Genomic DNA, 12,956 nt, shown 5'->3' with positions numbered 1-12,956 from the left:
CGCTCGATCAGCGGAAGACCACGGCCTTGCGCCCGTCGATCAAAACACGCTGTTCGGCGACCCAGCGCACCGCGCGCGCCAGAACCTGGGCCTCGGTATCGCGTCCGATCCGGATCAGTTCTTCCACCGAATCGCGATGATCGACGCGCTCGACCGCCTGTTCGATGATCGGCCCTTCGTCGAGATCGCTCGTGACGAAATGCGCGGTCGCGCCGATCAGCTTGACCCCGCGCTCGTGCGCCCGGTGATAGGGTTTCGCCCCCTTGAAACCCGGCAGAAAGCTGTGGTGGATGTTGATGCAGCGTCCGGCCAGCCTGGCCGACAGATCCTGCGACAGCACCTGCATGTACCGCGCCAGCACCAGATATTCGGCGCCGCCGCGGTCCATCACGCCAAGGATCGCCGCTTCCTGTTCGGCGCGATTGGCGTCGCTCACGGGCAGATAATGGAACGGCACGCCATGCCATTCGGACAGCCGTCGCTGCGCCTCGTGGTTCGACACCACGCCGACGATATCGATCGCGAGATTCCCCGTGGACCAGCGATGGAGCAGGTCGTTGAGGCAATGGCTGCCCTGCGACACCGCGATCACGAAGCGCGGCTTGACGGCGCCGTCGCTGATCCGTGCATCCATGGCAAAGCGGGCGACGATCGGCGCGAACGCTTCCTGCACGCCGGCAAAATCCTCAGGAAAGCGCTGACCCGCGCCGCGAAACTCGACCCGCATGAAAAAGCGCCCCGACCCAAGATCGGCATATTGCTGGCTGTCGAGGATGAATCCGTCACGTTCGGCCAGCAGCCCCGTCACGGCGGACACGATGCCCACCGCGTCGACACAGCTGAAGGTCAGAACATATGGTCCGGTCAACATATCACTCCCCCGCCCCATGGTGGCGCCGCTTCGCATGGCGGAAGACACGCGCCGCGGCAAGCATATGGGGCAGGGAAAAAAGTATTAGATCAAAAGACGACGACGCTGCGGATGCTCTCACCCGCGTGCATCAGGTCGAACCCCTTGTTGATCTCTTCCAGCCCCATGACGTGGGTGATCATCGGGTCGATCTCGATCTTGCCGGTCATATACATGTCGACGATCTTCGGCACGTCGGTGCGGCCCTTCGCGCCGCCGAAGGCGGTGCCGCGCCAGTTGCGCCCGGTGACGAGCTGGAACGGGCGCGTCGCGATTTCCTTGCCCGCCTCGGCCACGCCGATGATGATCGAGGTTCCCCAGCCGCGGTGGCAGGCTTCGAGTGCGATCCGCATCACTTCGGTGTTGCCCGTCGCGTCGAAGGTATAGTCGGCGCCGCCGTCGGTCATCTGGACGATCGTCGCGACGACATCCTCGCGGCTCATGCCCTTCGAGTTCAGGAAGGCGGTCATGCCGAACTTGCGGCCCCATTCCTCGCGGTCGGGGTTGATGTCGACACCGATGATCTTGTTCGCGCCGGCAAGCCGCGCGCCCTGGATCACGTTGAGCCCGATACCGCCGAGCCCGAAGACGACGACATTGTCGCCGACCTGCACCTTGGCGGTGTTGATGACGGCTCCCACCCCCGTGGTCACGCCGCAGCCGATGTAGCAGCTCGACTGGAACGGCGCGTCCTCGCGGATTTTCGCGACCGCGATCTCGGGCAGCACGGTGAAGTTCGAGAAGGTCGAGCAGCCCATATAATGGAAGATCGGCTGACCCTTGTAGCTGAACCGCGTCGTGCCGTCGGGCATCAACCCCTTGCCCTGCGTCGCGCGGATCGCGGTACAGAGGTTCGTCTTGCCGCTGAGACACGACTTACACTGGCGGCATTCCGGCGTGTAGAGCGGGATCACATGGTCGCCCGGCTTCACACTGGCGACGCCCGCGCCGACCTCGCGCACGACGCCCGCGCCCTCATGCCCCAGCACGCTCGGGAAGATGCCCTCGCTGTCGAAACCGTCGAGCGTATAGGCGTCGGTGTGGCAGATGCCCGTCGCCATGATTTCGACCAGCACCTCACCCGCCTTCGGGCCTTCCAGATCGAGTTCGACGATCTCCAACGGCTTCTTCGCTTCGAACGCAACGGCGGCGCGGGTCTTCATGGGAATGCTCCTCACGGAAAATGGATTGCGCCCGCTGTACACCGATCCAAAGCACGATAAAGGGGCCAATCGGGAATATATTATTGCGCTGGAGGGATAATGGGCTGGGAGGGCATCGAAGAGGTTGTCGCGATCGCCGACGGGGGCAGCTTCGTCGCGGCGGCGGCGCGGCTCGGCACCTCGACCTCGCACATCAGCCGCGCGGTCATCCGCCTCGAAAACAGCATCGGCGCGCAGATTTTCGTGCGCACGACGCGCCGCGTCGTCCCGACCCCGGCAGGCCGCACGCTGATCGAACAGTTCCGCAGCCTCATCGCCGCGCGCAACGATGCGCTGTCGGCGGTCAGCGACGACGGCGCGCCACGCGGCGAGGTGCGGATGACCTGCTCGATCGCGATGGGCGAGCGCTTCGTCGCGCAGATCGCGCGCGATTACGCCTTCGCCTTTCCCGACGTGACGGTGACGCTTGAACTCACCAACCGCGTCGTCGATTTGCTCGCGGAAGGGTTCGACCTCGCGATCCGCACCGGCACGCTGCCGGACTCGGGGCTCGTCGCGACGCGCATCGCCTCGCGCAGCCTCTATCTCTGCGCCGCACCCGCCTATCTTTCGCGCGCCGGAACGCCGGCGTCGATCGACGACCTCGCGCGCCACGAATGCCTGCTCGGCACCGCCCCCGCCTGGCATTTCCGGTCGCAGGGCAAAGAGATCACCCACCGCCCCGCCGGCCGCTGGCGCTGCAACAGCGGTACCGCGGTCACCGAAGCCGCGCTCGCTGGCCATGGCGTGTGCCAGCTTCCCGATTTCTACGTGATGCCGCACCTGCAAAGCGGCGCCCTCGTCTCGCTCCTCGACCCGCTCCGCCCGCAGGAGGAACCGATCTGGGCTGTCTATCCGCAGCGCCGGCATCTGCTGCCGAAGGTACGGCTGCTGATCGACAAGCTGCGCGAGGAATTGCCGGGGGCGTTGTCGCGGAGTGAGGCAGCGTAGCTGTGCTCGTCATTTCGGGCTTAAAGCCACAAAAGCCCCGCATGCGCGCATCGACACTGTGTCCTTTGTGGCTTTAGCGGCATGGGACGTCGGCGCTTAAGGAGACAAAAGATACGGACAGACAGCGTGAAACTGTCTCCTTTGTCGCGTTAAGCGAAGGCGCGAATATCAAACTGGTCAAAGAGCGAAATTGGAGGCTGGCACAGCGGGATAATGTAGGAAAGCAGCTTTTGCCGCCCGCCCCTTTCGTCACCCCGGGCTTGACCCGGGGTCCATGACCTCGGCGCTGAAATGGATCCCGGATCAAGTCCGGGATGACGATGAAGGTGAGGTCGGGCTCTCCCTGCGCCTCAGTTGCAAGCTAACTTTGATTTGGGCTAGTCCCATACCATGATACCGCCATGGAAAACTCATCCTAATATTCAAGCTGGCTCTATTGGCTGGCGTATGGGGGACGGCGAAGCGTACATGGTCGAATTTAATGGCTGGTTCGCTCGCAAACATGCCGACGCAAAGCGGCGTTATGCCGAACAAAACCCCGAGCCGGCCAATTGGGAAGGCTTTTACCAGCGGCGGGGCGTAACTTTCGGCTAGTTAAGCAGCCACGGCTTAGCTCAACACTCCACCACGCTCACCGCCAGCCCGCCCTTCGACGTTTCCTTATATTTGTCGCGCATGTCGCGGCCGGTCTGCAGCATCGTCGCGATCACCGTGTCGAGGCTGACGACATGCGTGCCATCGCCGATCATCGCGATACGGCTCGCGTCGATCGCCTTGATCGCGCCCATCGCGTTGCGCTCGATGCACGGGATCTGCACCAGCCCGCCGATCGGATCGCAGGTGAGGCCGAGGTTATGCTCCATGCCGATCTCGGCGGCATTCTCGACCTGCGCGTTGGTACCGCCGAGCGCGGCGGTCAGCCCCGCCGCCGCCATCGAACAGGCGACGCCGACCTCGCCCTGGCAGCCGACCTCGGCGCCCGAGATGCTGGCGTTGCGCTTGTACAATGCGCCGACCGCGCCCGCGGCGAGCAGGAAGGTCCGCACGCCCGCAGCATCGCCGCGATAACTGCGCTTGTAATAGCGGATCACCGCCGGGATGATCCCCGCCGCGCCGTTCGTCGGCGCGGTGACGACCTTGCCGCCCGCGGCATTTTCCTCGTTCACCGCCATCGCCCACAGGTTGATCCAGTCCATCATCGCCATCGGATCGGACAGGTTCGCCTCGTGCCGTTCGCGGATGTCGGCCGCGATCTGCGGCGCGCGGCGCTTGACCTTCAGGCCGCCGGGCAGGATTCCGGTGCTGGAACAGCCGGCCTCGATCGATGCATCCATCGCCTCGGCGACTGCGTCCAGCCCCGCCTCGACTTCCGCGAGGCTGCGATGCGCCAGTTCGTTCTCGAGCATCATTTCGGCGAAACTCTTGCCCGAAGCCTCGCCCATTTTCAGCAGATCGGCGCCCGAGGTATAGGCGAAAGGCAGTTCGACCTCATCCTCAGCCCCGCGGCTGTTGCGGCCCGCCTCATCCTCATCGACGACGAAGCCGCCACCGATCGAGAAATACATCCGCTTGGCGAGAATTTCTCCCCCACCGTCGCGCGCGGTGAACGACAGTGCGTTGCTGTGGAAAGGTTGACGCTGCTTCATCTGGAAATGCAGGTCGCGCGCCGGCTGGAACCGCACGCGGATGCGGCCGAGCAGATAGAGGAACCCCTCACCGACCGCCCGGTCCCAATGCGCCTTGATCGCGGCAAAGCTGGTCGAGGCCGGGATTTCCCCCGCCAAGCCCGCAACGACCGCCGTGTCGGCGGCGTGCCCCTTCCCCGTCAGCGCCAGTGAGCCATAGAGATCGGCCTCGACATGCGCGGTCTGAGTCAACAGGCCGTGTTCCTCCAGCCAGACGGCAAAACGCCGCGCCGCGACCATCGGGCCCACCGTATGCGAGCTCGAAGGACCAACACCGATTTTGAAGAGTTCGAAGAGGCTGATCGTCATGTCGGCGCTATAGGCGGATAGCGATCGCCGGGATAGGCCCGGACGGGCCAATTATCGTTACGGCGCGCAATAAGAATCCTCCCTACGGCGAAGCCTTGGGAGGTGGCGGCCCGAAGGGCTGACGGAGGGACCATGGCGCGGCCCCTCCACCATCCGCTACGCGGGCGGTCCCCCTCCCCACCGCTGCGCGGCAGGGAGGATCACCTTGTTACGCAGGATAGGTCCAGGCGCCATCGCGCGCGAGATTCTCGGCGGCGAAATCCCAGTTGAGCAGTTCGTCGACCACCGCATCGACATAGGCCGGACGCAGGTTCTTGCGGTCGATGTAATAGGCATGTTCCCACACGTCGATCACGACGAGCGGCTTGATCCCGGCGGTCACTTCGGTGCCGGCGTCATGCGTGTCGGTGACCGACAGCTTGCCGTCCTTGGCAACCAGCCACGCCCAGCCCGAGGCGAAGTGGTTGACCGCGGTTTCCTTCAGCTTCTTCTTGAGGTCGTCGAGCGAGCCGAAATCGCGATCGATCGCGGCGGCCAGGTCGCCCGACGGAGCGGTTTTGGTTGGCGACAGGCTGTGCCAGTAAAAGGCGTGGTTCCACGACTGGGCGCTGTTATTGAACAGCCCCTTGTTGCCCGCGCCTTCGGCGTGATGGATGATTTCCTCGAGGCTCTTGTCGGCAAGTTCGGTGCCTTCGATCGCGGCATTGGTCTTGTCGATATAGGCCTTGTGATGCTTGCCATGATGAGTCGCGAGCGTGTCGGCCGAAATATGCGGCGCCAGCGCATCCTGGGCGTAGGGCAGCGGCGGGAAAGCGATCGTCATGGCAGTCTCCATTATTCTGTTTGGATGGCCCCTTAATTCGGCCCTCTACCGGATGGTTGCAAGCCCCACGCCGGCAATTTTTCCTTCCTCGCCCTCAACTCACGTCACCATCGCGCGCAGCGTCGCAATCCGGTCGGCCTCTTCGGCGGGCTTGTCGCGGCGGATGCGCGATATGCGCGGAAAGCGCATTGCCAGCCCCGACTTGTGGCGCTTCGACGCATGGATCGAATCGAACGCGACTTCGAGCACGAGCGTCTTTTCGACCTCGCGAACCGGGCCGAAGCGGTTCAGCGTGTTGTCGCGCACGAATGTGTCGAGCCATTTCAGTTCCTCGTCGGTGAAGCCCGAATAGGCTTTGCCGACCGGCAGCAGTTCGCCCGCATCCGACCAGCAACCAAATGTATAATCCGAATAGAAGCTGGCGCGGCGCCCATTGCCGCGCTGGGCATACATCATCACGCAATCGGCGACGAGCGGGTCGCGTTTCCACTTGTACCACAGCCCCGCGCGGCGTCCCGCGACATAGGGCGCGTCGCGACGCTTGAGCATCACCCCCTCGATCGCGGCATCGCGCGCTCCGGCGCGGCGTTCGGCGAGGTCGTCGAAGTCGGTCGCGTCGATCACCTGCGACAGGTCGAAATGACTGTCGGCGAGGCGCGGAACGAAAGCTTCCAGTTGCCGCCGCCGGTCGGTCCACGGCAGCGCGCGCAGGTCGTTTCCGTCAACCGCAAGCAGGTCATAAACGCGCACGAAGGCCGGATAATCGGCGAGCATTTTCTTCGACACCGTCTTGCGCCCAAGGCGTTGCTGGAGCGCGTTGAAACTCGCCGCCTCACCCCCCTGCACATCGCCGCGCACGAGCAGTTCGCCGTCGATCACCGCGTCCTGATCGAACGCCGCGACCAGCTCGGGAAACGCCCCGCTGATCTCCTCGCCGCCGCGACTGTAGATGCGCGTCTCGCTGCCCCCGCGGACAATTTGCACGCGGATGCCGTCCCATTTCCATTCGGCGGCATAGTCGGCGAGGTCGATACTCTCTTCTTCCAGCGGATGCGCGAGCATGAAAGGGCGAAAGAAGGCGACGTCGGCAAGATCGGGCCGCGGCGCCCGCCCCTCGCCCCACGCGAACAGCGGCGCATAGGGCGGCGGGATCGCGTGCCACAGTTCCTCGACATCGTCGACCGGCACGGCGAACGCCTGCGCGAATGCCTGCTTCGCCAGCCGCGCCGACACCCCGACGCGCATTCCGCCGAGGGCCAGTTTGAGCAGCGCATAGCGCCCGTCGGCATCGAGCCGGTCGAGCAGCGCGGCGAGGATCGCAGGGGCGTCGCTGCGGGTCGCGGCGGAAAGGGCTTCGACGGCTTCGGTGACGCCAAGATCGGCTTTCGGCCCGGCCGCATCGGGCCAGAGCAGCGCCGCCGTCTCCGCCGTATCGCCGACGAAGTGCCGCGACAGGCGAAACAACTGTTCGTCGATCCGCGTCGCCAGCAGCGCCCGCACCGTGCCCGCCTTCACCGCCGGAAAGTCGAGGCTCTCGGTCAGCGCGGCGATCGCCCAGCCGCGGTCGGGATCGGGCGTATGACGCAGGTAATCGACGATCAGCGCCAGCTTGCTGTTGCGCGATCGCGTATAGACCAGCCGGTCGATCAGCGCCGCGAAACGCTTCACGCCTCTTCCTCCAGATCGCGCCCGACAAGGTGCAGCGCGCGCGCCTTGCGCTGGGTGAGTTCGCACCAGCGCAGCAGCCCGTCCTCGCTGCCATGGGTGATCCAGCTTTCCGCCGGGTTCACCTCGGCGATCGTCGTGGTGAGTTCGTCCCAGTCGGCATGGTCGGAAATCACCAGCGGCAGTTCGACCATCCGCTGCCGCGCGCGCTGGCGCACGCGCATCCACCCCGACGCCATCGCGGTGACCGGATCGGGCAGCCGCCGCGACCAGCGGTCGTTCAGCGCGGAGGGCGGCGCCAGCACGATCTGCCCGGCCATCTCGCCCTTGTCGGCCTCGCTCACCAGCCGCAGCTCGCCAAGGTCGACGCCGTGCATCGCATAGAGCGCGCACATGCGATCAAGCGCGCCGTGGATAAAGATCGGCGCGTCCCACCCCGCGCCGCGCAGTTCGGCGATAACCCGCTGCGCCTTGCCCAGCGCATAGGCGCCGACAAGCACCGAACGGTCCGGCTCGGCGCGCACCGCGCCGATCAGCTTGGCGATCTCGCCCGACGTCGGCGGATGGCGGAACACCGGCAGGCCAAAGGTCGCCTCGGTGACGAAGATGTCGCACGGCACGACCTCGAACGGCGCGCAGGTCGGGTCGGGACGCCGCTTGTAATCGCCGGTCACGACGATCCGCTCGCCCGCATATTCCATCAAAATCTGCGCGCTGCCGAGGACATGCCCGGCGGGGTGGAAGGAAAAGCGCACCCCGCCGCGCTCGAAGCCGTCGCCATAGACGAAGGCCTGATTGTGACTCGCCTCGGTATCGACGCCATAGCGCAGGGCCATGATCGCCAGCGTTTCGGGGGTCGCGAACACCGCGCCATGGCCGCTGCGCGCATGGTCGGCATGGCCGTGCGTCACCGCGGCGCGTTCGACCGGGCGCGAGGGGTCGATCCACAGGTCGGCAGGCTTGACGTAAATGCCGCCCGAATGCGGCTCGATCCAGGTTTTCGCCTGCGCCATCAGGCGGCGAGCCGCCGTGCGCGGATCAGGTCGGCAACGAAGGCCTTACGCTCTTCGGCCGCGCGTTCGCGGTCGGGCAGGCGAAGCAGGAAGGACGGGTGAATCGTCGCGACCAACTTGCTTCCGCCCTCCAGTCCATGCACCGCGCCACGCATCGACGCGATGCGCGCACTTTTGCCCGTTACCCCGCGCAGCGCGCTCACGCCCAGCGTGACGATCAGTGCGGGCCGGACGAACGCCCGTTCCTTGTCGAGCCACCAGCGGCAGACGTCGATCTCGCCCGTCGTCGGGTTCTGGTGGAGACGGCGTTTGCCGCGCGGCTCGAACTTGAAATGCTTGACCGCGTTCGTCAGGAACAGCCGGCTCCGGTCGATCCCCGCTTCCTCCAGCGCCGCGTCCAGCACCTGCCCGGCGGGGCCGACAAAGGGCCGCCCCTGCAAATCCTCCTGGTCGCCCGGCTGCTCGCCGACGACCATGATGCGCGCATCCGCCGGCCCTTCACCCGACACCCCTTGCGTCGCACGGCAGTGCAGCGGACAGCGCGTGCAGCGATCGACGGCGCGCGCGAGATCGTCCAGCGTCTTCACATCATCGTCGAGCAGCAGTTCGTCGGGCACGCGCGTCCGCCATTTGTCGGTCAGAGGGTTCGCGATGGAAACGGCCGCTTCGCGCATGCGTTCCACCCGCGCCTCCGCCCCCGCGAGCAACGGTGCGATATCCCGCGCCTCAGGCAGATTCTTCCAATATTTCTTCGGCATCTCGGCGCGCATCGCATCGACCTTGACCCGCGCGGGATTGAAAATCGCGCCGTAATAGGTCCGCCACTGGTCCTCGACGATATCGCTCTCGGGCACCTCGTCCTTCGACCCGCCGGGGCCGTAGCTGAGCGTTTCGTCCTGCCAGATCGCACGTGCATCCGGCGTCACGATCGCCCAGTCCATGCCGTAGAAGCGCCGCTGGAAGAAAGGCGCGGTCAGCCGCAGGATGCGATGCGATGGCTCGAACCACGCCGCGAAACTCTCGCGCCCCGCTTCCTCGCCCAGCCGCCGAAAACGCACGAACGCATGCATCTTATGCACGTCGCGGCGGATCGCCTTGTCGGCGCTGCGCAGCCAGGCGACTTCGCGGTCTGTCGTCCGCGCGAGAAGTTGCCGGTCGCGCGCCCCGCGCCAGACGATCCGGTAAAGTCGCGCTGGCACCTCGGGGTCGCGATGACAAATCACCCGTTCGGCAATCTCGACCAATTCGCGCGGCAGGCTGAGCGGCCCCGCGGGCGCTCCCGACCCTACATCGCCGAACAGCGAAGCCCCCTCCACGCCGCCACGCCAGCTTACCTCGTCGGGCGTCACGCCGCTCGCGAGCAGCCCGCGCGCCGCGCACCGCCATTCGGCAAAATCGCCGGGCGCCTTCAGGATCACCTCCCTCACAGCGCGAGCGCCAGTTGTTCGGCCGGCGGTGCGAAGCGCGCGCGAAGGCCGGCGCTGTCGGTCAGGTTACCCGGCCGCCAGTCTGGGGTGACGATGAAGGGCAGCAGCTTCTTCACCGTTGCGGTCACCTTCGCCAGATCGCCGAGCCGCAGCCTGCCAAGACGCCGCGCCGCGATGATACGGTCGACCGCGCGTGTCCCGAGCCCCGGCACGCGCAGCAGCATTTCGCGCGGCGCACGATTGATATCGACCGGAAAGACCTCGCGCCGCTGGAGCGCCCAGGCGAGCTTCGGATCGATCGCAAGATCGAGCATTCCCCCACGCGCGCCCTCCATGATCTCCGCGCGTTCGAACCCATAGAAGCGCAGCAACCAGTCGGCCTGATACAATCTGTGCTCGCGCATCAGGGGCGGCCGCACAGGCGGCAGGTCGCTGCTCGCGTCGGGGATCGGACTGTACGCCGAATAATAGACGCGGCGAAGCCGGTACCCCGAATAGAGGCTCGTCGCGGATTCCAGAATGTCGTCGTCGCGCGCCGCATCGGCGCCGACGATCATCTGCGTCGATTGTCCGGCGGGCGCGAAACGCGGCGGCTTCGCCTTGCCGATCAGCCGACTCTTCGCCGCGTCGATCGCATCCTCGGTACCGACGCGCACCGATGCCATCGTCTTGCGGATCGTCTCGGGCCTTTTCTCGGGCGCGAAGCTCTCCAATCCCGCTGCGGTCGGCAGTTCGACATTGGTCGACAGGCGATCGGCATACAGACCCGCCAGCGCGATCAGTTCCGGATCGGCGCCCGCAATCGTCTTCAAATGAATATAGCCGCCAAAGCGATGCTCTTCGCGCAGGATGCGCGCGACTTCGACAAGCTGCTCCATCGTATAATCCTCGGACCGGATGATGCCCGACGACAGGAACAATCCTTCGATGTAGTTGCGCTTGTAGAAATCGAGCGTCAGCCGAACGACCTCCTGCGGGCTGAACCGTGCCCGCTCCACATTGCTCGACGCGCGATTGATGCAGAACCGGCAGTCATAGATACAGAAATTGGTGAGCAGGATCTTGAGCAGCGAGATGCACCGGCCATCGGGCGCATAGCTGTGGCAGATGCCCATTCCCTCGGTCGACCCGATCCCCTTGCTGGCGACCGAATCGCGTTTGACGGTGCCCGACGAGGCACATGACGCATCATATTTGGCCGCGTCGGCCAGCACCGCCAGCTTTTCGAGAATCGGTTTGGCTGCCATGTCCGCTGCCTATCATGCGAACATAAAGAGAACAAATACTTCCGTCGCGATCAAGCCTCGCGCCAGCGCGCCGGAAGGGCAATCTCGACGATCAATCCCGCCGGCTCCCAATGCCGTTCGATCGTGCCGCCCAGATTGTTGCGGACGCTGCGTTCCATCAGCAAGGTGCCGAAGCTCGTCCGTTCGGGCGCGATCACCGTCCGGTCGCCGCCGCTTTCGGTCCAGGTCAGACGGAACATGCGATCGTCCGCGCCTTCGGTCTCTTGCGTCCAGCTTACCTCGACACGGCCCTTGTCGCCGGTCAGCGCCCCGTGTTTCGCCGCGTTGGTCGCGAGCTCGTTGAAAAACAGCGCCATCGCGACGAGTGCATTCTCGGGCAGCAGAAGGTCGGGACCCGACCAGTGGACACGGGGAAAGGCCGCTTCGACCTCGCGCATCAGCGCATGCATCGATCCCGTCATGAAATTCGCGCTGAGCAGCACATTCTGCGCGCGGTTCAGCGCATCGAGGCGGCTGCCGATCCGCTCGACATAATCGTCGACGTCGACCGCCGCATGGCGCGTCAGCGAGATGATCGCACTCACCGTCGCAAAAAGGTTGCGCATCCGGTGATGCAACTCGCGCATCAACAGATTGGCATTTTCCTGCCGGCTTTTCTGTTCGGTGATGTCGATACTGACGCCGGTCAGCATGGCGTCGTTCGACCGCACGTCCCAGTCCCCGCGGACCGCGTTCCAGCGGACGCCGCGTTCGGGGTTCAGAACCCGATATTCCGCCATATAGGGCGTGCCATTCGCGACCGATTCCTGAAGGACAGCGCGCACCGTCGCCCGGTCGTCGGGATGGACCAGGTCGAAAAAGCCGTCGCCTGTCGCAAGCGTCGCCCCGAACTCCGACCCCCACAGCTCGGCGCCGGCGCCCTGCGTGCGCAGCCGATCGGTCCGCGGATCATATTGCCACGTGGCGATGCCCGCGAAATCCAGCGCGCGTTCAAGCGCGCGGCGCGCATGATCGCGCTCGGCGCTCGTCCGGCGCAGCTCCGCCTCGGCCATGATGATCGCGGCAAAGTCTTCCAGCCGCTCCATCTCGCGGACGTCGGGCGACTGGCGCTCCTTGCGGTCGATGATGCACAGCGTGCCCAGGATCGCTCCATTATAGGCGCGCAGGGGAACCCCGGCATAAAAGCGGATGAAGGGATCTCCGGTGACGAGCGGATTGTCGGCGAACCGCGCGTCGCCCAGGACGTCGGCCACCACCATCGGCTTTTCCTCGGTGACGACGAACTGGCAGAAACTGATATCGCGCGTCGTTTCGGGAACATCCAGCCCGTGCGCCGATTTGAACCACTGGCGGCAATCGTCGATGAGCGAGACAAGCGCGATGGGGACGTCGAACAGGTCGGCGACCAGCTTGGTCACGCGGTCGAACCCTGCTTCGGGCTCCGTATCCATGATCCGGTATTCGTGCAGCGTATCCAGTCGCCAGCGTTCGCGCTGCACCGGATCGCGTTCGCCACCTTCCTGCAAGATCCGCCCCTCGCCTCCTGCCGATGCCGACGCATCGATCTTCATTGCGGGCCGCTCTGCCATGAAAATGGTCCCTACAAAAGCGTGGTGGCCCGGCAGCGAAGGAAAATGGATAAAATCCGTCCCCTATGCGCAAGCCCGATCGCGTCCCGGCTGACTCTACGCACTGCGGCGACAACAGTTGCAATCCGAAACCCC

At 65.2% G+C, this 12,956-nt stretch carries 11 protein-coding genes; 2 read left to right on the top strand and 9 right to left on the bottom strand.

Annotated features, from left to right (window positions below; translation table 11 throughout):
- Positions 1 to 7: 7 nt before the first annotated feature.
- Together purU and JNM03_RS04065 are read right to left on the bottom strand one after the other, a co-directional pair.
- Positions 8 to 871, bottom strand: coding sequence for a formyltetrahydrofolate deformylase (purU, locus tag JNM03_RS04070; RefSeq protein ID WP_294034600.1), 864 nt, complete (start codon positions 869 to 871; stop codon positions 8 to 10).
- Between the two features lie 89 nt (positions 872 to 960).
- Complete coding sequence (locus JNM03_RS04065) at positions 961 to 2,073, bottom strand: S-(hydroxymethyl)glutathione dehydrogenase/class III alcohol dehydrogenase (protein ID WP_294034598.1); 1,113 nt, start codon at positions 2,071 to 2,073, stop codon at positions 961 to 963.
- A gap of 99 nt (positions 2,074 to 2,172) precedes the next feature.
- Between JNM03_RS04065 and JNM03_RS04060 the strand changes: the two genes are divergently transcribed.
- Together JNM03_RS04060 and JNM03_RS04055 are read left to right on the top strand one after the other, a co-directional pair.
- Positions 2,173 to 3,063: a LysR family transcriptional regulator gene (locus JNM03_RS04060; protein WP_367235634.1), complete on the top strand. Its 891-nt coding sequence runs from the start codon at positions 2,173 to 2,175 to the stop codon at positions 3,061 to 3,063.
- Between the two features lie 390 nt (positions 3,064 to 3,453).
- A complete protein-coding gene (locus tag JNM03_RS04055) occupies positions 3,454 to 3,657 on the top strand; it encodes a hypothetical protein (protein ID WP_294034596.1) in 204 nt (67 codons plus the stop codon).
- Between the two features lie 20 nt (positions 3,658 to 3,677).
- On the opposite strand, the gene JNM03_RS04050 is transcribed toward JNM03_RS04055, so the two are convergent.
- The 7 genes from JNM03_RS04050 to JNM03_RS04020 all read right to left on the bottom strand — a co-directional run bounded on the left by JNM03_RS04050 (position 3,678) and on the right by JNM03_RS04020 (position 12,821).
- Positions 3,678 to 5,057 carry an L-serine ammonia-lyase gene (locus JNM03_RS04050; protein WP_294034594.1) on the bottom strand — a complete coding sequence of 460 codons (1,380 nt, stop codon included), beginning with the start codon at positions 5,055 to 5,057 and terminating at the stop codon, positions 3,678 to 3,680.
- A 208-nt stretch (positions 5,058 to 5,265) separates the two neighbouring features.
- Positions 5,266 to 5,880: a superoxide dismutase gene (locus JNM03_RS04045; RefSeq protein ID WP_294034593.1), complete on the bottom strand. Its 615-nt coding sequence runs from the start codon at positions 5,878 to 5,880 to the stop codon at positions 5,266 to 5,268.
- 99 nt (positions 5,881 to 5,979) lie between these two features.
- Entirely contained in the window at positions 5,980 to 7,548 is a 1,569-nt protein-coding gene (locus tag JNM03_RS04040) for a cisplatin damage response ATP-dependent DNA ligase (RefSeq protein ID WP_294034591.1), read from the bottom strand.
- Positions 7,545 to 8,558, bottom strand: a complete 1,014-nt coding sequence (locus tag JNM03_RS04035) for a ligase-associated DNA damage response exonuclease (protein ID WP_294034589.1) — start codon at positions 8,556 to 8,558, stop codon at positions 7,545 to 7,547. The genes JNM03_RS04040 and JNM03_RS04035 overlap by 4 nt, the downstream gene beginning before the upstream one ends.
- The gene (locus tag JNM03_RS04030; protein ID WP_294034587.1) at positions 8,558 to 9,985 is read right to left on the bottom strand and encodes a UdgX family uracil-DNA binding protein; all 1,428 of its coding nucleotides are present in this window, start codon (positions 9,983 to 9,985) and stop codon (positions 8,558 to 8,560) included. Before JNM03_RS04030 ends, JNM03_RS04035 begins: the two co-directional genes overlap by 1 nt.
- Positions 9,982 to 11,232: a putative DNA modification/repair radical SAM protein gene (locus JNM03_RS04025; RefSeq protein ID WP_294034585.1), complete on the bottom strand. Its 1,251-nt coding sequence runs from the start codon at positions 11,230 to 11,232 to the stop codon at positions 9,982 to 9,984. The genes JNM03_RS04030 and JNM03_RS04025 overlap by 4 nt, the downstream gene beginning before the upstream one ends.
- 50 nt (positions 11,233 to 11,282) lie before the next feature.
- Entirely contained in the window at positions 11,283 to 12,821 is a 1,539-nt protein-coding gene (locus tag JNM03_RS04020; protein ID WP_294034584.1) for a GAF domain-containing protein, read from the bottom strand.
- Between the last annotated feature and the right edge of the window lie 135 nt (positions 12,822 to 12,956).

This window comes from Sphingopyxis sp., from assembly GCF_016793825.1.
Taxonomy (GTDB): Bacteria; Pseudomonadota; Alphaproteobacteria; order Sphingomonadales; family Sphingomonadaceae; genus Sphingopyxis.
Note: the sequence above shows the minus strand (reverse complement) of the source record. Positions and strands in the feature narration are given on the sequence as shown.